18 protein-coding genes are annotated in these 22,524 nt (G+C 46.5%); 7 read left to right on the top strand and 11 right to left on the bottom strand.

All coding sequences use genetic code 11. The features are described 5' to 3' along the window. Window positions 1–173: 173 nt before the first annotated feature. From L5M18_RS02160 to lptD, 7 genes are all read right to left on the bottom strand, one after another. Window positions 174–2,195, bottom strand: coding sequence for a methyl-accepting chemotaxis protein (locus L5M18_RS02160; RefSeq protein WP_263195839.1), 2,022 nt, complete (start codon window positions 2,193–2,195; stop codon window positions 174–176). A 97-nt stretch (window positions 2,196–2,292) separates the two neighbouring features. Next, window positions 2,293–3,117: a symmetrical bis(5'-nucleosyl)-tetraphosphatase gene (locus L5M18_RS02155; RefSeq protein ID WP_113939897.1), complete on the bottom strand. Its 825-nt coding sequence runs from the start codon at window positions 3,115–3,117 to the stop codon at window positions 2,293–2,295. A gap of 21 nt (window positions 3,118–3,138) precedes the next feature. Next, window positions 3,139–3,519: a Co2+/Mg2+ efflux protein ApaG gene (gene apaG, locus L5M18_RS02150; protein ID WP_028761528.1), complete on the bottom strand. Its 381-nt coding sequence runs from the start codon at window positions 3,517–3,519 to the stop codon at window positions 3,139–3,141. Window positions 3,520–3,567: 48 nt separating this feature from the next. Continuing rightward, complete coding sequence (gene rsmA, locus L5M18_RS02145) at window positions 3,568–4,374, bottom strand: 16S rRNA (adenine(1518)-N(6)/adenine(1519)-N(6))-dimethyltransferase RsmA (RefSeq protein WP_212600376.1); 807 nt, start codon at window positions 4,372–4,374, stop codon at window positions 3,568–3,570. A 15-nt stretch (window positions 4,375–4,389) separates the two neighbouring features. After that, window positions 4,390–5,376, bottom strand: a complete 987-nt coding sequence (gene pdxA, locus L5M18_RS02140; RefSeq protein ID WP_105249994.1) for a 4-hydroxythreonine-4-phosphate dehydrogenase PdxA — start codon at window positions 5,374–5,376, stop codon at window positions 4,390–4,392. Window positions 5,377–5,382: 6 nt separating this feature from the next. Next, window positions 5,383–6,687, bottom strand: a complete 1,305-nt coding sequence (gene surA, locus L5M18_RS02135; protein WP_105249993.1) for a peptidylprolyl isomerase SurA — start codon at window positions 6,685–6,687, stop codon at window positions 5,383–5,385. A gap of 242 nt (window positions 6,688–6,929) precedes the next feature. After that, complete coding sequence (gene lptD / locus L5M18_RS02130; RefSeq protein ID WP_263195838.1) at window positions 6,930–9,227, bottom strand: LPS assembly protein LptD; 2,298 nt, start codon at window positions 9,225–9,227, stop codon at window positions 6,930–6,932. 117 nt (window positions 9,228–9,344) lie between these two features. On the opposite strand from lptD, the gene L5M18_RS02125 reads away from it, so the two are divergent. The 5 genes from L5M18_RS02125 (at window position 9,345) to L5M18_RS02105 (ending at window position 13,625) form a co-directional block, all read left to right on the top strand. Beyond that, window positions 9,345–10,430 (top strand): aminoglycoside phosphotransferase family protein, encoded by a 1,086-nt coding sequence (locus tag L5M18_RS02125; protein WP_263195837.1) that lies wholly within the window; start codon window positions 9,345–9,347, stop codon window positions 10,428–10,430. Continuing rightward, window positions 10,427–11,104 (top strand): N-acetylmuramate alpha-1-phosphate uridylyltransferase MurU, encoded by a 678-nt coding sequence (gene murU / locus L5M18_RS02120; RefSeq protein ID WP_219250291.1) that lies wholly within the window; start codon window positions 10,427–10,429, stop codon window positions 11,102–11,104. The genes L5M18_RS02125 and murU overlap by 4 nt, the downstream gene beginning before the upstream one ends. A 69-nt stretch (window positions 11,105–11,173) precedes the next feature. Beyond that, window positions 11,174–11,962, top strand: a complete 789-nt coding sequence (gene djlA / locus L5M18_RS02115; RefSeq protein ID WP_113939902.1) for a co-chaperone DjlA — start codon at window positions 11,174–11,176, stop codon at window positions 11,960–11,962. Window positions 11,963–12,003: 41 nt separating this feature from the next. Beyond that, entirely contained in the window at window positions 12,004–12,636 is a 633-nt protein-coding gene (locus L5M18_RS02110) for a porin family protein (RefSeq protein WP_263195836.1), read from the top strand. A gap of 35 nt (window positions 12,637–12,671) precedes the next feature. Next, complete coding sequence (locus tag L5M18_RS02105) at window positions 12,672–13,625, top strand: D-2-hydroxyacid dehydrogenase (protein WP_263195835.1); 954 nt, start codon at window positions 12,672–12,674, stop codon at window positions 13,623–13,625. A 68-nt stretch (window positions 13,626–13,693) separates the two neighbouring features. Here L5M18_RS02105 and L5M18_RS02100 read toward each other — a convergent pair whose 3' ends face one another. The 4 genes from L5M18_RS02100 to purT form a co-directional block, all read right to left on the bottom strand. After that, window positions 13,694–15,976: a hypothetical protein gene (locus tag L5M18_RS02100; RefSeq protein ID WP_263195834.1), complete on the bottom strand. Its 2,283-nt coding sequence runs from the start codon at window positions 15,974–15,976 to the stop codon at window positions 13,694–13,696. Continuing rightward, window positions 15,966–17,432 carry a DUF3142 domain-containing protein gene (locus L5M18_RS02095; RefSeq protein ID WP_263195889.1) on the bottom strand — a complete coding sequence of 489 codons (1,467 nt, stop codon included), beginning with the start codon at window positions 17,430–17,432 and terminating at the stop codon, window positions 15,966–15,968. The genes L5M18_RS02100 and L5M18_RS02095 overlap by 11 nt, the downstream gene beginning before the upstream one ends. 142 nt (window positions 17,433–17,574) lie before the next feature. Then, window positions 17,575–19,299, bottom strand: coding sequence for an RluA family pseudouridine synthase (locus tag L5M18_RS02090; protein ID WP_263195833.1), 1,725 nt, complete (start codon window positions 19,297–19,299; stop codon window positions 17,575–17,577). A gap of 225 nt (window positions 19,300–19,524) precedes the next feature. Next, window positions 19,525–20,700, bottom strand: a complete 1,176-nt coding sequence (purT, locus tag L5M18_RS02085) for a formate-dependent phosphoribosylglycinamide formyltransferase (RefSeq protein ID WP_263195832.1) — start codon at window positions 20,698–20,700, stop codon at window positions 19,525–19,527. A gap of 281 nt (window positions 20,701–20,981) precedes the next feature. On the opposite strand from purT, the gene L5M18_RS02080 reads away from it, so the two are divergent. After that, the gene (locus tag L5M18_RS02080) at window positions 20,982–21,374 is read left to right on the top strand and encodes a DUF3302 domain-containing protein (protein WP_263178459.1); all 393 of its coding nucleotides are present in this window, start codon (window positions 20,982–20,984) and stop codon (window positions 21,372–21,374) included. A 1-nt stretch (window position 21,375) separates the two neighbouring features. Beyond that, complete coding sequence (locus L5M18_RS02075; RefSeq protein ID WP_263195831.1) at window positions 21,376–22,521, top strand: HlyD family secretion protein; 1,146 nt, start codon at window positions 21,376–21,378, stop codon at window positions 22,519–22,521. The last annotated feature ends 3 nt before the right edge of the window (window positions 22,522–22,524 follow it).

The raw sequence follows: 22,524 nt of genomic DNA, 5'->3' as shown, positions 1-22,524 counted from the left end.
TATCAAGTATCTAGCATTAAGCTAGATAAAAATGCCAAACTTAAGTTTGGCATTTTTTATGGCCTTAATTTGTGCAAAGGCCGGACAGTTCGAGTCGTCAGTAAGATAGGCAAGTGAATTCGTCTCAAAAGAAAGGGCCGCTAAGCGACCCTAGGTTTTAGTGGTGATAAACATTAGACTCTAAATTCACCGACCGAAGCTTGGAGTTCTTCGGCTAATTTGGCGACTTGATGGCTAGACTGAGCCGTTTGATCTGCGCCGATAGCGGTTTCTTCCGAAATGGCTGCAATATGCTCTAGTTTTTCAGACACTTGCTGGCTGACTAAATTCTGCTCTTGAGCAGCATGGGCGATATGAGTGCCTGAGTCATAGGCCTTATGCACTGATTGGCTAATTGTTTCGAGGGCAATGTTGGCTTGCTCAGTTTTTTCAACGCAGGCATTGGCCTGAGCGCGTCCCATATCCATGGCGGCAACGGCTTGTTCTGCACCTTGCTGCAACACTTCAATCATCTGTTGGATCTCTCGGGTCGATACCTGAGTGCGTGAGGCTAAGCTACGGACTTCATCGGCAACTACTGCAAAACCACGACCTTGTTCGCCGGCTCTAGCTGCTTCAATGGCGGCGTTAAGGGCGAGTAGGTTAGTCTGCTCTGCAATGCCGCGGATCACATCCAAGATTGAGCCAATTGAGGCGCTGTCCGACTGCACTTTATTGATCACAACGCCTGCCTTGGCGACTTCATCGGCTAAAGCCAAAATAGTCAGTTTGTTCTCTTGCGCAATGGCACGCATGTGCTGAGTTTCTTGATCAGCCTGTTTGATTTGCTCAAGGGCTTGATTGGCACTTAAAGACACCTGCTGAGCACTAGAGCTAAGTTCAGTTGTCGCAGTAGCCACTTGGTCAACTTGGCTTTTTTGTTCTTGTATGCCTGAGGTGGTTTGCGCTGTGATTGCTGATGTTTGTTCGGCTGCCGCGGCAAGTTGATTTGACCTATCTAAAATACCTATGATTAAACTGCGTAAGCTATCGACGAGACGATTACAGTTTTTTGCTAGTTCGGCAAATTCATCGTGTCCAGAGTCATCTAGTTTATGGGTAAGGTTACCTGAGGCTAAGACGTTCAGGGCATTGTTCACTTGGCTGAGTGAGCGTTTTAACGGATTCACCACAGCAAAACTCACAATCACAGCGACAATGATTGCTATTAACACGACAATCATGGTTTGTATGCTGGCAGAGTCAATCTTGGCTATGGTGTCATTGCTCATGTTCGCGGCAACAAGTTCGATGTTATCGCTGACATCATTCATGTTGGAATTGATGACTTTTACATCATTTTCGATAATGCCAAGTTTTATCACAGCTTCTTTGGAGTGGGAGAGCTGACTCGATTTTAGCAGCAACATAGATTGCGGACCGGTGACGAGCGCTAATACTTTTTCGATATCTTTAGTGACCGAGCTTAAGGTATCCGCTTCGACGATACCTTGACCGTGACGATTCACATATTCAAGTTTGTTCTTGGTTTCGCTGATAATGTAGTCAAGTTCCTTTGAGATCAGTTCGTGCTTACTGTCTTCGTCATTTGTTACTAAATCTGCAATAGTGGTGATGATATTTCCGAGACTAGTATCAATAGCGCTGGCTGATGCAGCAAGACTCTGCTCATCGGGATTTTGACTGCTTTCTAAATCAACAATATCGAGCAGTTCTGATGAGGCATCATCGGCGGCATTTTCGAGCTTTTTCTTTAGTTCAACGAGCTGTTCTTGCTTGCTCAATGAGGCCTCACGTTCGGCGATCATGGCAATACTATCTCGCTCAAAGGTGGCAAAGCTGCCGCTTAATTGGGCAATTAAAGAAGATAGATTCTGCTGGCTCTTGACTAACTGAGTCAGGGTGGCAATTTCGTTTTTGAACTGAGTCCCGTGGTCTTCAAACACTTTACGAATATTCGGGATATTTGCTGATCTAGGGGTGTTATAGGCAATGAGGATTTGTCTTTGTTGCTCACTCAATGCTTCACTAAGGTGGTTTGTCGATTTCAGCGCGGGCAAGCTTAATTCTTGCATCATAGCAGAGCTGGCTTTTAGGCTATTGTTGGTTAAATAAGATGTAAATCCTAGCAACACGAGTAAAAGTGTGACAATACCAAATCCGCCAATCACTCTGGTGGCTACATTAAATTTCATAGGATACTCCGATTTTTATTATATTTTTCCAAATGAAAACAGGGTGATATTCAGGGTTAGGCGGCTCAGTCTGTTATCGACTTTAAGCTGTTTTAGTTTAACTCTTTTTTAACTTTTTTTGCGTAATTTTTTGGTCTTTTTCAAGATGCCATAAGGTTAAGTGCTCACCCCAGCAACAGCCTGTATCTAAAGCCTTTAATTTAGTATCGTCGACTTTGCCCATCAGCGCAGCCCAATGGCCAAATACTAAGGTATGACTCTGGCGCAGCGGCGAAGCAAACTCAAACCAAGGTTTGAGTTGTGGATTAGTACAGTTTTCAGGAGGTTGTTTGCAATCAAAATCAAGTCGGCCATCGACATAAAGATAGCGCATGCGTGTTAATGCATTGATGCAATAACGTAAGCGCTCTATGCCTATTGCACTTGGATCCCATTGCTCGGCGGTATCTGAATACATTTGGCTTATTAATGTCTCAAGATAATCATCGTGCTTGAGCGCGCGACTGACGAGTGCGGATTCTTCTCTTAATACCTCCAGCGACCACTGGGGTGGTACACCCGCATGACTCATAATGAGTTGGTGTTCAGGTAATTCACGCATAAGAGGTTGTTGTCTCAGCCAGTCAATTGAGGCTGAGATATCGGGGGATTCTAGAATTTCAGTGAGATTATCGCTGGGTTTAGCGCGCTTGAGCTTACCGTGTAATGCCATTAGATGGAGATCGTGGTTACCCAAAACCGTTTTAGCGGAATCACCTAAAGAGCGAAAAAAACGTAGGGTAGCTAAGGAGTCAGGTCCGCGTGCAACAAGATCACCTACAGCCCAGAGTTCATCGCGGGAAGGATTAAAATCGACCTTAGCTAGTAATTTTTGTAACTCAGCGAAACAGCCTTGAATATCACCAACAAAATAATGCGCCACAGTACCCCTTTCCTAACGATATTAATGTAGTAAGCCTGGGGTCGCTAAACGGAAGGGACGGATTGTCGCCTGAAAACGCTCACCCGATTCGCTGACCATACCATAAGTGCCGTGCATTATGCCAAGTGGCGTATCGAGCACAGTACCACTAGTGTATTGATAGGCAGTATTCGGCGCTATGGTTGGCGTTTCACCGACAACACCGGCACCTTGGACTTCACTGGTGTTGCCATTGGCATCAGTGATTATCCAGTGACGAGTTTCAAGTTTAGCCGCTTGCTCACCTAAATTGATGATAGTGATGGTGTAACTGAAGAGGTACTTTTCATCCTCGGGCGATGACTGCTGCTCTATATACTCAGTTTTGACTTCGACCCGAATGGAGGTGTCCAATGCGCTCATTCTTGTTCCTAGGCTCTGGTCTAAGGGCATCTAAGTGCCCTGACATATTTATGCTTTCTTATCGCAAACCATGTTAGCCATAGCAACATACTGCTGCACGCTAATCTGTTCTGGGCGTTGACTTGAGTCAATCCCTAACTGCTCGAACTCATCGTCAGATAACATGTGCTTTAAGTTATTACGCAGAGTCTTACGACGCATGTTGAATGCGGTGGTACAAAGGTGGCGTAGTACGGTCACATCTTTACAAGGGAACGGCTTTACGGCGTATGGCAATAAGCGTACGACTGCTGAGTCCACTTTAGGCGCAGGGGTAAAGCTGTGGGGCGGTACTTCGAGAACCGGAACCACTTGGCAGAAGTATTGTGCCATGACCGTTAAACGGCCATAGGCTTTACAGCCTGGGCTTGCCGATAAACGCAGTACCACTTCTTTTTGTAGCATAAAGTGCATGGTTTCAATCTGTTCGGCAAATTCGAACAGGTGGAACATCAGCGGCGTTGAAATGTTGTAAGGTAAGTTACCGAACACTTTCATTTTTTTGCCGGGCACACTCAGTTGGCCAAAATCAAACTGCAGTGCATCACCTTGGTGGATGGTCAGTTTATCTTTAAGGACTGGGTGTTGATGTAAGCGTTCAACCAGATCGCGGTCGAGTTCGACAACAGTCAGATTATCCACAGCATCGGCTACAGGTTCAGTTAAGGCACCAAGGCCAGGGCCGATTTCGACCATCACATGGTGATTATCGGGTGCAATCGCACCCACAATGCGGTCAATCACATTGCCGTCGGTAAGGAAGTTTTGTCCGAAACGCTTTCTGGCCGTGTGGCCTAAATGTACTTTGTTGCTCATTAATAATGTAATCGTTTAGTTCTTTGAGGATAACTCAATGGCTTTATTCAGAGCACAGACAAAACTGCCAATATCGGCCTTGCCTGTACCCGCGAGATCGAGCGCCGTACCGTGGTCAACCGAGGTACGAATATAAGGTAAACCTAAGGTGATGTTTACCGATTTGCCAAATCCTTGTGACTTGAGAACGGGAAGTCCTTGGTCATGGTACATGGCCAAGACGACATCGGCGTCCTGTAAATATTTAGGTTGGAACAGAGTATCGGCCGGTAATGGGCCGACAATATTCATCTGGAACTCTTCTCTCAACTCGTTGAGTGCAGGAATAATCACGTCGATTTCTTCACGCCCTAAATGGCCGTCTTCACCTGCGTGTGGATTGAGACCACAGACATAAATTTTCGGTGAAACTATGCCAAATTTGCTGATGAGATCGGCATGTAGAATCTTGATAATATGCTGTAAGCGTTGGCGTGTTATGGCTTTTGCAACATAGGCCAGAGGAATATGGGTGGTCACGAGTGCCACTTGCAAACCCGGCGTTGCCAGCATCATCACTACATCGGGGCAATTTGCTTGATGGGCAAAAAACTCAGTATGGCCACTAAAGGAAATACCTGCTTGATTGATAATGCCTTTATGCACGGGGCCTGTCACGACAGCATCAAACTCGCCGCTCATGTTTTTTTCGCCCGCATAACGCAAGGTTTCAACTACATAAGTGCTGTTTTGCTCATCGAGCTGACCACAAATCGATTCGCTCACTAACTTAAAGGGCGCTATGGTTAATGTGCCCGCTTCTTGCGGTTTAGGAGCTTGATTTGGCTGGTAAGGGCGGAAAGTCACTTGCAAACCGAGTCGTTTCGCGCGGCTCGCAAGTAATTCTGGATCCGCACAAACGACTAACTCAGCAGGCCAAGCCTGCTGAGCGAGTTGTACGACTAAATCGGGGCCAATACCTGCGGGTTCGCCTGGGGTAACGGCAATACGTTTAGTGCTCAATTAGAATTAACCTCGATTGGTCTCTGGCTGGAAGATTTCAATGTATGCGTCTGAACGCATTTCGTCTAGCCAGTTTTGCAGTTCTTCGTTAAATTTGCGACGGAAGATCAACTGGTGCGCACGGTTGCTATTGAACTGATCCGTGGCGTCGGTTTTTCTGCGTTCTTCTAACTGAGTGATATGCCAACCGTGAGTCGTACGGAATGGCTCACTAATTTGGTCGTTTTTCAAACTGTTGAGCGTTTGAGCAAACTCAGGTACGTAAATGCTTGGTTCTGCCCAACCTAATTCACCACCTTTTGTTGCCGAACCAGGGTCTTCTGAGTACTGACGCGCTAGGTCTTCAAACTTAGCTTCACCTGAGCGGATTTGCTTCAGGAATTGCTCAAGCATGGCTTTAGCGCGGTCTTCTGACAGGATCGGCGATGGCTTGAGCAAAATGTGGCGCGCTCTAACTTCTTCGATTTCTTTGGTTTGTAGGCCGCGAGCATCCATGATCTTAATAATATGGAAACCTGCACCACTCTTAATCGGGCCGATAATGTCACCCATTTTCGCACCGTTAATCACTTCGGCGAACAGAGTTGGCATTTCGTTGATGTTCATATAATCCCAAATACCGCCTTCGAGTGCCTTAGGACCTGAAGAAGAAGCGATAGCGGTACGACGGAAATCCTCACCACTCTTCAAACGTTCTAATACGATATTGGCGCGTTTGCTTGATGCTTCGAGTTGTTCACTGGTGGGGTTATTAGGCACGTCAATCAGGATATGGCCAATTTGGTATTCCACATCTTTCATCCCTTGTTCTTGGATGAGTTTGACTAGGCTAGTAATTTCCTGTGGTGATACTTGAATACGGCGTTGTACTTGAATACGTTGAATTTCACCTAGAGTGATTTCTTCGCGCAATTGTTCGCGGTATTGGCTGAAACTTAAACCTTCGCTTTCAATTTTTTGTTGCATCTGCGCGACAGACATTTTTTGTTCGCGCGCGATGTTTTCAATCGCTTGGTCTAGTTGTAAGTCACCAATATTCAGCCCTATACGACTGGCCATTTGCAATTGTAGGCGAGTTAAGATTAAACGCTCAATCACCTGAGTACGCAGGGCACTGTCAGAAGGTAATGATTGGTTTGCTGCTTTGGCATTCGCTTTAACAGTGTCAATCATGTTAGTGATTTCACTTTCGAGCACTATGCCGTCGTTAATTTGGACTGCAACGCGGTCGAGCGGCTGGGGTGCGGCCAATGTAGGTTGGCTGATCGCGAGTGCAAATAAAGCAAAAATCAGATGTTTACTGGGTTTCATCCACAAAATCCTTGGCACGTTCTAAGGTCAGGTTCGACGGCTTAATTGAAATAACTTTACCATTTATATCGAAATTACAGTGAGTTGCCCTAATGTAATTTTTTGGCGACGCATTTGAGTGCAAGGTTAGACCTTAAGATCCGCTTTTATTCGCTTTAGCAAAAGGTGAACGGTAAAGCACTCATTAATCTGTTTGGACTCTGAGTCCTTGTTGAGGTTCAGCAATCTATCACAATTCTTTGCTAATTCCTCAGATAAAGCGGTTTTCTGTAGTTAAACAGGCCGTCATTGAGCATATCGGATACGCCTAATGGGCCAGAACCACCGAGTCCCTTAATGATTAAGTTCAGGTAGACACCACTATCAAACTGCTCACGAGGATCAATTGTGGCAGAACCTATATTGTCGTCATAGTTGGTTTTAATGCGATAATGATAACTAAGTCTTACTGCGTAACAGCATGATTCGTATTGGATACCTGTGTAAGTTTCAATACTGCGACTTTCGTTAAGGTCATAATACCAATTACCAACAAAGTAGAGATCGTCACTGATTGGCCAAGCGCCACGAACGCCCGCTTGGGAGATGTTCACTGTATCATTGGTATTTGAGTTCAATAAATCAGGGACATAGCGATAGCTAAATTGCAGTAATTTATTCGCTTCAGGTCTGAAATCTAAGGTGACTTCAGATTTTTTATTGTCACTGGTGTTGGTATCGTACTGAATCGCAGCCCCCATATACCAATCATGGGACAAGCGGGTATCTAACTCTGCAGCAAGTACTGAAGTTGATTGATTAGACTCAAAAATACTGTCTTCGTAACCGACTTTACTGTCTTGCAGGTAAAAAATTTGTCCTAGGCTGAATTTAGTGGCTTCTTGGTTGTGACTATCAAACAGGCGTGTAGTAACACCTAGAGTGACTTGATTTGCATCGGAAATCCGATCCAGACCCGAGAAGCGACGATCACGGAATAGACCAAAGTAGTCGTCCTGTAATTGAGCCGTATCATAAATGCCTATGTTGCGTTGATCTTCGTAGCCGACATAAAGATATTGAAATTGTGGCTCGAGCGTTTGGCGGTAGTTTTGATCGAAAAGCTCAGTAAAACGTTCGAAGTTGATTTGACCATTAATCCGTACCTGCGGGATGGTGCGATTCACTGTGTCGTCAACAACTATGTCTGGATCTTCGTTATGCTGCCAATAATTGGTCTGCATCAACTTAACTTGACTGGTGAGCGAGCCTGAAGGCCCATGTATTGGCAGAGTTACGCTTGGTGACATGTACAAACGAGTCGCCGTATTAACATTGTTGTCCTGATGGGCAAAATTCGTTAGCTCTGAATTAAAACCAAAATCTAAATTGTTCCAAAAATCAGCGGCACGATAGTTAAAGTTAACCTGAGGCATGACTTGATATGGTTTTTCATCCTCACCCAGTACTTTAATATCTTGTACTCGGGTGCTTAGATCCCAGTTACTTTCGAAGTAGCTGATTTCACCTATGCGTGATAACTGGTTATCGGTTGCACGGTTAACATCTGACTTTAAGTCATTGAAATAATTGTTATCTGATACATCGGTAAAATTCGCTAATACACGCCAATTTTTGTCGATCGCCCCTTGATGCTGCCAGTTATATAAGTAGCGATTCGGGCTACCATCGATCAATTGGTCATTGCCTAGATATTCTAAATTGACTCGGCCATTTTGGGCCTCACCCGCCAGATAACCAAACTCTGTTTTAGTGAATAAACCACGGTTTGACATATAGCTAGGTGTAAATGTTAAATCGTACTCTGGGGCAATATTCCAATAATAGGGTGCGGAAATTTCGACACCATCAGTAGTGCTAGTGCTAAAACTAGGGTAGAGAAAGCCAGATTTACGTTTGTCTGAAACGGGGACTGTCATGTAGGGAATATAGAATACAGGTACACCGCCAATTCTTAGTTTGGCATTCCAAATTTCGCCCCATTCTTCTTCACTGTTGATCTTGATCTTTTCGGCCTCGAGTAGCCAAGACACATTGTCAGGAGGGCAAGTAGTGAAGTTGGTATTCGTTAAAATTAAATTGTTATTGATAGTAATTTGCAGTTTTTCGGCATCACCGTGAACTTGTTGGCCATGGATCCAATATTGTGCGCCTTTAAGGGTGGCACGGTTTGTCCGCATTTGAGCTTGTAAGGATTCGGCTGTAACGGTGAAGTTACTGTCTTGAAAGACTAAATTACCATTGGCATCAAACTGTTCAGTAGCTTGATCTAAAATCGCCTCATCGGCAGCTATGTGCCTATCGCCTTGGCTAAAAACCACATCGCCACGGAAAATCGCCTGCTTCCCCATTTCGGCATTGGTGTTATCAGACGCAATACGAATTTTGTTGAGTTCAGCCGCACTCATCCCTTGGGTTTGAGATACGATACGGGGTACTGGCGGTTCGATTAAGCATTGGGATGCCGAAGCGGTTAGAGAGTCGTCTGCCAGGACTAATTGCGGTAACAGGCTCAGGGCCAGAAGGTATCGGATCTGCATCTTTAGGTCAGTAATTATGATTTCTTATTCTGGACAAGTATGGATGGGGAAAGTTGCAATTGACAAACGCAACATCGCTTAATAAATCTCTCAATTTCTTAGCTGTTTCCAAATTCTATGCCAGCTATAATAAAGCAATTTTTCTTTAAGAGCCATGAAATGACTTTATCCGATCCGAGATTTCTTTCCCTTAATCAGTGGCTGAATGCTTATTTTTCCTGTGAGGTGATGCCTGTGTTGATTTCCGGAGACGCAAGTTTTAGGCGTTACTTTCGGATTTCGATGCCTGATGCTACCTTTATCGCCGCTGATTCACCGCCTCAGTTAGTGCCTATCGCCCCCTTTATTGCACTGTCGAATGCTTATTCAGCCGTGGGACTGACAGTTCCAAAAGTAATCCACGCCGATGCCGATTTGGGTTTTATGTTGATGAGTGATTTGGGCGATACCCAACTCTTATCTGTATTGACGGTACAAAATGTGGAAGGGTTTTACCGTCAGGCGCTCGATTTATTACCGCAAGTGGCCGCTGTGATTGAGTGCAAGAATCTTGATAGCGGTTTAGTTCAGGCATTACCTAACTACGATGAAGCCTTTGTGCGCCGTGAATTACACATTTTTACTGAGTGGCTGTTAGGAACACATCTTAATTTGTCTTTGGACGCGGCAGAGTTGCAGTTGCTGAATGATACTTTTGATCGCCTCGTCGGCAATGCGCTGTCTCAACCTAGTGTGGGAATGCATAGGGATTTCCATAGCCGTAATCTTATGCTGCAAGCGGACAAGCTGTGCGTGATTGATTTTCAGGATGCCGTCGTTGGTCCTGTGACTTACGATGCGGTATCACTACTACGCGATTGTTATATTCGTTGGCCGCAGCCGTTAGTCGCAGACTTGATGCGGTATCATTATCAGCAAGCATTAGCGCTTGGTTTTATTTCCGCACAGACTCCTTTTGAGCAATATCAAACTTGGTTTGATCTCATGGGCTTACAGCGCCACATTAAGGCGGTGGGGATTTTTGCACGGTTAAACTATCGCGATAGTAAACCTGCGTATATGGCGGATATTCCACTGACATTAACGTATATTGTCGACATCTCGCTGCAGTATCCCGAACTCGTGCCATTTGCACACTGGTTAACTCGTCGTGTGTTACCTGCGTTTACTGTGAGTCAGTCTTCATCTGAGGTTAAGCAATGAAAGCCATGATCTTGGCCGCTGGACGAGGGGAAAGGTTACGGCCGTTAACGGATAGTTTGCCTAAACCTATGGTGCCAGTGTTAGGTAAGCCGCTGATTGTTTATCATATTGAAAAACTTGCCGCGATAGGCATAGTCGATATCGTCATCAACCATGCTTGGCTAGGGCATAAGTTAGTCGAAGCTCTGGGCGATGGCAGCACTTTTGGGGTGCGCATTCGGTATAGCGCCGAAGAGAGTGCGTTAGAAACCGGCGGCGGTATTAAACGCGCTTTGCCTTTATTGTGTGAGGACGGAAGCGACGAACCTTTTTTAGTGATTAATGGTGATGTGTTTATTGATGCTTTACCGCCAATCACGCAACTGGCTGCGGATAGGCTCGCTCACTTATGGTTAGTGCCTAATCCTGAGCAGCATCCAAATGGCGATTTTGCTTTGAATGGTCATCAAGTGCAGGAGCGTGGCGATGTTAAGCACACGTTTTCGGGCATGGGCATTTATCACCCTGCGCTATTTCATGACACGCCGCAGGGCGCCTTTGCACTGGGTCCGTTGCTCCGATCGCAAATGGCTCAAGACAGAGTTAGTGGTGCCTTGTTTAATGGATTTTGGTGTGATGTCGGTACCATTGCACGATTGCAAGCGCTTGAACTAAGGTTACAAAGTAACAAGTAAATTTCGGTGCTGGCATATCCATAGGATTAAGCTAGTGCATCAAATACATAATAGAAATCAGGAAATAAGATGCGGCTTTGGGGTAAGTTTTTTGGATTTGTCATTGGCTTTATGTTCGGCCGTATTTTTGGTGCGCTGCTAGGTTTGTGGCTCGGTCATCTTTACGATAAGCGTGCAGCATCGGGCGTGGGTTTTCGACAGATTCTAGGGCAGGCTAAGAATCGCCAAGCCATTTTCTTTAATACCACATTTGCAGTAATGGGGCATGTGGCGAAAGCATCAGGACATGTTACCGAAACCGATATTCGCATTGCGACCTTATTAATGGATCAAATGCGTTTAACGGGGGAAGCCCGTAAAGAAGCGCAACAGGCATTTCGTGAGGGTAAATCGGCGGATTTTGATTTGCGCAGCAGCTTACAAGCTTTCCGTGTTATTACGATGGGACGCAAAGAGTTAGTGCAGATGTTCATCGAAATCCAGATCCAAACGGCACTGTCTGATGGTGAATTGGATCCCGCTGAGCACGCTATCTTGATGACGATTGCTCAAGAGTTAGGTTATGGTCGAGCGCAGTTAGATGAATTACTTAAACGCTGGCAGGCGGAGTTTCGTTTCCATCAAACATCGAGTGGCAATAAAACATCGATTACTGATGCCTACAGTTTACTTGGCATTACGAACGAAGCTAGCGACCAAGAAGTTAAGCGGGCTTACCGTAAATTGATGAATGAACATCATCCCGATAAGTTAGTGGCGAAAGGGTTGCCACCGGAAATGATGGAGCTAGCTAATCGTAAGGCTCAGGATATTCAAGCAGCCTATGACAGAGTCAAGTCTGAGCGCGGTATGCGTTAGCCTTGATTAAATTGGTTTTTGTAAAAGATAAGGAATTCATTATGAAAAACACTTACCGTTTGTTGCTGTTGGCGAGTTTGTTACCTGTGGCTATGTCTACGCAGGCCGAGGTATTTATCGCTCCTTTTGGTGGTTATAGTCTGGGGGGCGGTCAATTTGATGTGAATCAATATGAGGTCAACACAGATCAAACTGGTGATAAGGCCGATGTGAAGGTTGAGGAGTCGAGTCATTACGGTTTGATGGTGGGTATTGGCACCAATGATCCCGGTAATATTTATCTTTTATATAGTCATCAAGCCTCTGAACTGAAAAGTGGCGGCTTGTTTACGCCAGACTTTCTTACCTCGTTAGATTTAGATTACATCCACTTGGGTGGTACTTTATATTTCCCCCGTGGCGATATCCAGCCCTATGTCACCGCCAGCGCGGGGATCACCCGCATGCTGCCTAGCGGTTGGTCGAGCGAAACGCGTTTCTCCATGGGGATTGGTGGCGGGGTAGAGTATCAAGTGACGCCACACTTTGGCCTGTTTGCGGATATTCGGGGTTATGCGACTTTTATCAACAGTGACACTTCGCTGTTTTGCAATGAAGATGATTGCCTATGGCATATTACGTCAGATGTGATATGGCAGGCTCAGGCTAACCTTGGGCTCAAAGTCAGTTTTTAGATCTAACGCATCGTCTTAAAAGGAGATTTAGTGGCATGAAAATAGTAGTACTTGATGGTGAAACCTTAAATCCTGGCGATCTCTGCTGGCAATCCTTAAATGAATTAGGCGAGTTTGCGTGTTTTTCCCGCACGAGTGGCGCTGATATTGTCGCGCGAGCCCAAGGTGCTGAAGTCATTCTCACCAATAAAACGCCGTTGAATGCAAAGACGCTAGCGCAACTTCCTAGTCTCAAATACATAGGCGTATTGGCCACGGGCACGAACGTTGTCGATATCGCGGCAGCTAAAGCGCAAGGTATAGTGGTCACTAATGTGCCCGCTTATGCGCCTGATGCCGTTGCGCAAATGGTGTTTGCCCATATTCTGCATCACACCCAAGCCGTGGCCGCCCATCATCAAGCTGTGGTCGATGGGCAGTGGGTGAACTGCCAAGATTTTTGTTTTACTTTAATGCCGTTGCAATCTTTAAAAGGCAAGACTTTAGGCTTAATAGGTTATGGCGATATCGGTCAGCAGGTGGGAACGCTTGCCCTCGCATTCGGGATGAAAGTTCTTGTCAATACTCGTTCAATCATCAAGGATTTACCCCAAGGCGTGACGTGGGCGCCACGTGATACTGTGCTTAGCGAATCAGATATTATTTCGCTCCATTGTCCGCTTACTCCAGAAACTGAGCAATTTATCAATCAACAAACCCTCGCCTTGATGAAGCCTAATGCGTTGCTGATTAATACAGCGCGCGGTGGATTAATTGATGAAGCCGCGCTTGCTGCTGCGCTGGCTCAAGGCAAGTTATTTGCCGGCGTTGATGTGTTATCGACTGAGCCGCCCACTGCAGATAATCCCTTATTGCGTGCGCCTAATATCAGCATCAGCCCCCATAATGCGTGGGCGACGAAGGAAGCAAGACAAAGTCTACTCAATATCGCAGTGGCGAATTTGAACGGTTATTTGAAGGGGGAAGTGATTAACTGCGTGAACAAGTAAAGCGGTATGCGTCTTCCTCTCTTTTCATCATATCGACGTTGAGAGAGAAAGACGTTAATGGTTATTTATTATTGAGTTTTTCTTCTACGCATCCACCACACACCCAATAAGCCTGTGATGGCTAATACGCCAAATACGACGGGCTTTTTCAGCTTGTGGTACAGTGCGTTCCATTCTGCCATTTCATTCGCCTGCGCTCGTTTTACTGCACCGTCAAAATCGGGCGCTTCACACTGCAAACCAAATTTCTCGGCCCAAGGCACAAAGGGGCCGTTGGCGACGTATTTTTTGTAGTAACGCAGGGCAAGCTCTTGATCTCGATACAAGACCCAACCAGTGGCTTGGCAGAGTAGCGCTGCATAGGCTTGGCTGTTGTGGGGTACATGATCCGATGCCTTGTTGGCTAGTTCTGCTGCCGTGTAGCGATAATGGAAGCGTTTATCGGGGATTGCTTGGCTGGCACTGATCCGCAGCTGTTCTTTCTCAGCCAGTTTGCTCGGTTCATTCCAATCACTTAGATCGAACACACCTTGGTAAATAGTGTAATCCGGGGCTAATTCAAACCCTAAGAGTTCCATGCCTTGGTGGCGGGCAAGTTCGGCAACAGCCCAATAGGCTTTCGCGCTATCAATGCCTTTTGTTTTTTTCGCTGCATTCAACTCTGTGCCGTAGGCAAGGGCGCTGGCATTCAGTTTAGGATTAGGGAAGTAAACTGGCGCTTCAGCTATCGCGCCTTCGCGTAATAGCCTGCGACCTAACAAGTAGCGCAAGCGGTTGTTAATTGGCTCAATATTATCGTACCAGTCGCTGTCTTTAGGGTATTCAAAGGCGATAAATGGCACATGTTCGTCGACAAATAACTTAAGTTCAGCCGTGGTGAGCACGCGCTCCGCCACATAGGCGATGTCTTGCCAGTACTCATCACCGCTGGCGAGTAAGTGATTGAGCGCATCGACATATTCGCCACGCTCTAGTGACAACACCCCTTGCTCGGCACGAATACGGCAGTAAGTGGCTGTATCTTCATCGGCATTAATGGCTTGTTGCTGAGTTTCTTTAGCGTCAACTGTGGCCGAGATCTTATTGAGTTGCTCAGGGAAGTGACGCGCTGCCTGAGCATAGGCCTTGGCAGCTTCTGCTTGATCGCCCTTTTGTAGCATTAATTTTGCGTTGAGCCACCAAGTGAGGCCGCTCGGTTTCGCTAGCGTTAATAGGCGCTCAGCACTGGCATAATCCCCTAACTGGTAATAAATCGCCGCTAATTTATCGCCATGGTTGAGCTGTAAGCCATCGGTTGGAAATACTTTAAGGAGCCCAGCAACCTTTAATCCCATTTCTGAAAGCTGGCCATTGTAGGCGAATTCATTAGTGCTGCTTTGCCAATAGGCAATCAATAACTGCTGCACGCTCGCCTGTTGCAGTAGCGGCTTAAGTTCAGCAATCTCTTTACCCATCAAAGTGCGGCTTAACATCAATAAGGAATCATAACCGCCGCTATCGCCCTGTACCGATTGGGTGGCATAGAGCTCAATAGCTTTATTCAGTGCATCAGGGGTGAGAGTCATTTGCAGCTCTGACTCAGTTTCACCTGTAGCTTGATTGGCCAATTGCGGGAGCGGCTGGCCTTGGTGTAGCAGGATATAGGCTTGTTCACCTAAGCTCGCTAAACTCAAACGCAGGGGATCGGCGGCGCCTTGTGCGACTTCGGTTTGTAATTGTGTCAGGTAAGCATTGGCACGATTAAAATGTTCAGGATCAGCCGAAGTCTTGCTTAAGATAAGCTCAATACGCGACAGCGAATAGAGTGCCCACAGGCTACGAGATGCGCGTTCACTTTGTGGTAATTTAATGATTTTGCTGAAATAGTTACTCGCCCTCTCATAATCTTTTGCTTCAAACGCTACGGCACCTAAGGTGTACCAAGTTAGCGCTTGTGGTAGATCTTTGTCTAACTTAGCGGCCATTTGTTCGGCTTCAATGGGGCCCGTTGCATCCCGCAAAGTGTTCACTAAGGCCAAATGGGCGTCACTTAACTCGCTGTTTTCAAAGGCGCGAGTTTGTGAAAGATAACGGCTATGCACTTCATCCCACAGATATTCCTGTGCAGCGGGTGCATCTTGATACTGCCAAGTTAAAGGCTTGGCGAGGGCGGTGAGCTGCTGGCTGAAAGAGGTTTGCGGTAAATAACTGAGATTGCTCTGCCTATCCTGAGTGAGTTGCAAAGGAAAATCGGGGCCGCAGGCCAATAGCATAGGGGAAAATAAGCTTAAACAAATGAGCGTGGTCTTTTTAAGCATAAAAGCCCGATTGGGTGTTGCCATGGTAAACGATAGTTTTGGCTTATGGCGCATAAATTCCCTGTAAATATAATGACTCACAACGTGCCCAGCCTATCACTTTTTGGCCGCCAGGGTTGAGCATGTGTGTTTGAATGTCTCTGTTTGATTGCGGCATAGGCATGATTGCAGTGCGTGAAACTGTTTTGGTTGGTGTCAACGCTGCTGTATTCTCAGCTCGCCATTGCCACGTTAACAGCCCATCTTTTTGTATTACGCTATAGCCATTTTGCGCATCATACCCGCTGCAAGCTTGTCCCGCTAGCGACAAAAGAGGAGGAATTTCACCTGCAATATTACCGTGATTCATTAAGCTCAGTTGGAATAGCTGTGGCTTGCGGATTTCCAGATTTTTTGGCTTATTTTCAGCGGCTAATATCGTTTGGGCTGTGGCCTTGTTATCGCTTGAGATCACTAATTCAATCTTGGCGGCAAGTTCACCTTGCTGTGCAACGGCGATTAAGGTGTTGAGTGCCCAAACCCTTTTATCCCCTTCCAGCGGCAGCCTAAACCAGATAATGCCTCTGAGTTTGGCATCTTTTTGAGTGTGTAGTTTTTGCACAAAGGCTTGTAATACTAGAGGATCGGCCATCAGTTCCTGTACTACATTGACTGATTTGAGTTGATCGCGCAGCGGTGTTTCACTTTCAACTTTATAACCTGAAGCTGTACTGATGACCGCTGAACCATAGGCGGGGAGTGCAATAAGGTAAGGCACAGTGCTGATATTTGAGAGTTGCTGCACCCACTGCCAACCTTGAGTCGCATCGAATAGTCCGAGGCGTGGATCGCTTACGCTGTGAATTTGTAGCACCAGTTCATCAATACTGGTGAGTAACACGGGAAAATCGGCGCTACTGAGCCAAGCGGGCAGTGCAGTAATGCTGAGTTTGAGTTCTGCGGGTAACTGCGCTTTAAGCTTTTTAAGAAAATCCCGATAGGCTGGCAGCTTACTGTTGGCACTGTCGTGGTCGATTTCAACCCCAGCGATTTTAGTGCCTTTAGCCTGCCAGCTGTTAAGTACTTGGCTGATTTTACTGATGATCTCAGCATCATTGAGTCGAGTAAGTTGACCATCTAAGCGAATCACGGCAATTTTTGGCCTAGGATCTGCCTGCAACCAAGCATGATTGACCGCAACTTCAAACCAAATGTCTGCGCCATTGGGTTTTGGATGTGCTTGCAGCGCTAAAATACGTAATCCTTGAAATGCATCTTGGCTTTGCACTAATGCCGTTTGATTGGCGGGGCGCCATTGGCGCTGCCAGATATAGACTTCCTGTGAAAGTGGCGCTCGAAGGGTTGTTGCTTCTGTAGCGGCTTTTACTGCGACACTGGTATTTGGGCTAGCCGTGGTTTCATTAGCGTTCGATGCTGGCTGACAGGCGCTCATAAATACGGCGGCGCTCAACAAAGCAAATAAGAACCATTGATTTCGGCTTATGTTTTTAACCAGATTGCCTATGCCCATACTACCGCTGTCGGTTCGTTTTGAGTGAGGCATTACTATGCCCGAAAAATGCCACTTATACATCGCGGTCAAACTTCTGATAATGCCCACTAAGCTTGGTTTTCCTTTTGGTGCCTTGCTAATCAATATCAGAACTCAGATCTCAAAAATCAGGATCGACTTGAAAGCGCATCTGTTCACGGGTGACGGGATGTTGAAGCATCAATAAATCGGCATGCAGATGCAGGCGATTGGCGCGAGTGCCGTACAGATCGTCACCCACAATGGGCGTATTTAGCCCTTCTGAGTGGGCGCAGTGAACTCTGAGTTGATGGGTTCGGCCCGTTTTTGGGGATAGATATACGCGGGCTGTACGTGCCATTTCATCGATATGGCTTAATTCCCAATAGGTTTGGGCCGCTTTGCCAAACTCGTGGCAAACGAGTTGCCTCGGTCTATCGTCTAAATCGCCACGTAGGGGTAAAGAGATTTGTCCTGCTGCCTGCTTATCTGCCATTGCTGTAGGGATCCCTGCTAAAAGTGCCACATAACGCTTAGTTACTGTGCGCTGGATAAACTGTTTTTGCAGCTGTTTATGGGCGTCTTTTGTCAATGCGATCACCATTAATCCCGAGGTCGACATATCGAGCCTGTGGACGATAAGTGGCCCAGTGGCATTGGGAAACATTTGCTGCATGCGCGAATACACTGAGTCTTCAATCTCTTTGCCGGGCACTGATAAAAACTCGGCGGGTTTGTTCACAATCGCCATCGCCTCGTCTTGGTAGAGGATGCTTAAGGTTTTGCCTTCGGCGGGGTTCGTCAGCAGCGGATTTTCATCGACAATAAGCCCTTCGAGCATATGCCCCAAGATAGGTTGGCATTTACGCAGACAGGCAGGATAAAACTGCTTATGTTGGCGAATTTCTGATTTTGGCGGCGCCCCCCACCAAAATTCGGCAATCGCCAATGGTTTAAGACCGTGTTTAAAGGCGTAATGTAGCAACTTAGGGGCGGCACATTCTCCCGAGCCTGCGGGCGGTGTTAACTCAACCGTCCCGTTAAATATGCCGTTAAGGCTTTTTTCTGCGCCGCGAATATTCAAAAAACGATACTGCTCAAACAGCTTTTGCTGCAGCGCCGCCGAGAGCTGTTTACGCTGTAGTCTTAATGCGTCACGCTTATCAGTGAGCAGAGTTAACGCTTGGCTGATGGCATGGATACGTTCATCCCAATAGTGCTTAATATCTCTTAACTGATTCTTTTCATTGATACTTTCTTGGCTGAGCTTGGCTTCAGTTACTGCGTTTTCACGCAATGTCTCATCAGTTGGATTAGCAGCCCATTGCATTGCGAGTTGATTGCGCTGCGTCTTGCGGGATTGACGGCCGTCAATCATCACTTGCCTGTGGGCGGCAAGCTTGGCTTGTGCTTGGGCTTGCTCAGCGTTGAGTTCGCTCGATAGCCGAGGAATATCGGGGTGATTTTCTACTGCAAGTAGCTGTTCGTTAATTTGGTTGATTTGCAGATTTTCGGCGTGGAAAAAATTGTCCTTAGCCAGCATATCAAACACAGGTGGAACGAAGCGTGGCCAATGGTTCTGCTCAGCTAACTTGCCCGAAAATGCCGACAAATAGCCTACTTTTCCCTGCAGATCTTGCACTAAAAGCACACCAAACATCTTGCCAATGGCGCCGGTTAACTCCCCCGTGAGGCCAAAGTTATGTTGCCAATCGTTTTGAGTCTCAAGGTGGCGTTGTAATTCGTTGGCAGCGATCACGCACAATGGATGTGGCTCGTAATAGAAAGGAAAGGTAAAACGCTGCGGCAGGGCATAGGCATCAATGGCTTGTGTGAAAGAGGTAAAGCAAGAAGGCTGAAGATGCATATTGGGGTCTACTGTTGGTTTTACTTATCAGGGTTAAGCCGCAACTTAAAGATGAGGGCTAGCAAGAAAGGGCGTTAGTTTACTCTGTCGATTTGGGACTGTCGATTTTGGGCCGTCACTTTTTATTAGTGCGGCTCTGTGTTGAAAAAGGGAAATGGCATTAAAGCGCATTTCCCTTTGATGTGTCACTTGTACTTAAAGCCAATTTTAAACGCTTAAACCCGCTTAAAAGATGACTTTCACTTTACTGGCGCTATCGAGTGCTTTGCTGATTGCGCTGTCTATATCGATATCACGGGCAAGCGCGACACCTAAACGGCGGCGACCATCAATATCGGGTTTGGCGAATAATCTAAGCTGAGTATTGACCGCTTCTAATGCCGCCCCAATCCCTTGATAGCGGATATTGTTTGAGATGCCTTCGGCCAAAATCACCGCCGAGGCACTTGGACCATGCTGATGGATATTGGGAATAGGCAGGCCGAGAATAGCTCTAACATGCAGGGCAAATTCCGATAAGTCTTGGCTGATGAGTGTGACTAAGCCTGTGTCGTGGGGTCTTGGCGAGACTTCAGAGAAATACACTTCATTGGCTTTAACAAACAGTTCTACGCCAAATAGTCCATAACCGCCAAGGGCTTCGACGACTTTGCTCGCAATCGCTTGGGATTTTGCTAACACTTCATCGGACATGGCTTGTGGCTGCCATGACTCGCGATAATCGCCATCTTCTTGCCTGTGGCCAATGGGCGCACAAAAATGAATGCCGTTGACTGCGCTGATGGTTAACAGGGTGATTTCATAATCGAAGGGAATAAAGCCTTCGACTATCACGCGACCGCCGCCGGCGCGTCCGCCTTCTTGGGCGTATTGCCACGCTTTATGGCTGAGGGCGATATCGCGAATAACGCTTTGGCCTTTGCCCGAGGAACTCATGACTGGCTTCACCACACAGGGAACACCAATTTCACTAATCGCTTGATTAAATTCGGTTTCGGTATCACAGAAAAAATACGGAGAAGTCGGTAAACCTAAGGTTTCAGCAGCGAGACGACGAATACCTTCCCTGTCCATAGTGAGCTTTGTTGCCCGAGCAGTCGGGATAATATTCACCCCTTCGGCTTCCATGTCCACTAAGGTTTGGGTGGCGATGGCTTCAATCTCTGGGATGACTAAGTGCGGTTTTTCTAACTCGATAACCGCACGCAGGGCGTTGGCATCGAGCATATTGATCACATGGGAGCGATGCGCGACTTGCATGGCGGGGGCGTTGGCGTAACGGTCAACGCCAATCACTTCAACGCCTAAGCGTTGTAGTTCAATGGCCACTTCTTTGCCAAGTTCACCGCAGCCGAGCAACATGGCGCGTCGTGCGCCCTCAGTGTAGGGAGTGCCTATCATGTGTGGGTACCTTTGAGATTGTAGGGATGATGGGTTTTATGCTTGCGTTCTATGCCGCAATGATGTGGCTAGTTTAGCCTGAACAGGCTTTAGGATCATGGAGTAAATTGACAAGTGTGTCCCGGATCACTGGGGGCAAAAACGAAACAGCATATCTTTGGTTAATATTGGAGCTGAGGTTGAGAGTAAACTCAAATGTTAATGTTATGTTGGTGGCATGTTTAGAGACCATCCACTAATCTTTGGGATGGAATACATATTATTAATACAAGGAGATGCAGATGTTCTTAGATTACTTTGCGTTAGGTATTTTGTTTTTTGTCATCATTATTATGTTTTATGGTGTCATTGCCATTCATGATATCCCCTATGAAATAGCCAAAAAACGTAATCATCCCCAGCAAGATGCATTGCATATCGCCGGGTGGGTGAGTCTATTCACCCTACATGCAATTTGGCCATTTTTATGGATCTGGGCGACTTTATACCGTGAAGATCGCGGTTGGGGGTTCAATACTGTAATGAAGCGAGAATTAGTTTTAGAGGAGGATGTGAATTTATTGCGCGAGACAGTCAGAGGGCTTCAGACTCGGCTTGAACAGTTAGAGCAAATAACTCCCATGAATATAGCGCCTGCTGTGGATGCGATAAAAACAGACAAAGTTGAGGTATAACATGGATTTATTACTCATACTCACCTATGCGGCCGTGTGTATTGCTATCTTTAAAATCTTTAAAATTCCGATGAATAAATGGACTGTTCCCACCGCAGTGCTGGGTGGGGTGTTCATTATTGGTGCCTTATTGCTCGTGATGAATTACAACCATCCTTATTCTCGTTTTGCCCGTGAATATTTTGTCACTATCCCTATCACACCCGCAGTAAAAGGCTTAGTGACTTCGGTGGAAGTGCAGCCTAATATGCCTGTTAAACAAGGGGATGTGTTATTTCGTCTCGATCCTATTCCCTTCGAGGCCGTTGTTAAACGTAAACGCGCAGCTTTGATGGAAGCAGAGCTCCAAGTGCCACAACTCGCCGCGGCGTGGGAGTCGGCTAAGGCTAATGTAGAGCGCGCTAGGGCCGATAAAGACCGTAATAAATCTGCCTTCGAGCGTTATGAGTTAGGCCGCAAGAAAGGGGGCGCGAATTCGCCTTTTACTGAACTGGAACTCGATAATAGGCGTCAATTGTACTTAGCCTCAGAGGCACAACTGACTGTCGCGAATGCTGAAGAACTGCGGGTTAGACTGGCCTATGAATCTAATATTGATGGTGTTAATACCAAAGTAGCTGGCTTGCAAGCTGATCTAGCCAGTGCACTCTACGATTTAGAACAGACCGTCGTGCGGGCACCTGCAGATGGTGTGGTGACGCAAATGGCACTTCGTGCGGGAGCGATGGCAGTGCCTTTACCATTACGTCCAGTAATGAGCTTTATTCCCGACGAGCAGCGCTACTTTGCGGGGGCATTCTGGCAAAACTCGTTAATGCGTTTGCAGGAAGGTGATGAAGCTGAAGTGATATTGGATGCCGCTCCAGGACAAATCTTTAAGGGAAAAGTGGCGAAAATATTACCCGCTATGGCTGAAGGTGAAGTTCAAATGGGCGGCGCGCTGCAGTCATCGGCTCGTTTATTTCAAAATGGTCGCGTTATTGTGCTGATTGATATCGAAGATGATGCTATTCGTAAGCAATTTCCTGCGGGTGTTTCTGGGCAGGTTGCAATTTATACTGAACATTTCCATCATGTCGCTGTGATGCGTAAAGTATTGCTGAGGATGCAAGGTTGGTTGAATTACTTGTTTTTTGATGGACATTAACCC

Source organism: Shewanella sp. SM20, from assembly GCF_025654545.1.
GTDB classification, from domain to species: domain Bacteria; phylum Pseudomonadota; class Gammaproteobacteria; order Enterobacterales; family Shewanellaceae; genus Shewanella; species Shewanella oncorhynchi.
Note: the sequence above shows the minus strand (reverse complement) of the source record. Positions and strands in the feature narration are given on the sequence as shown.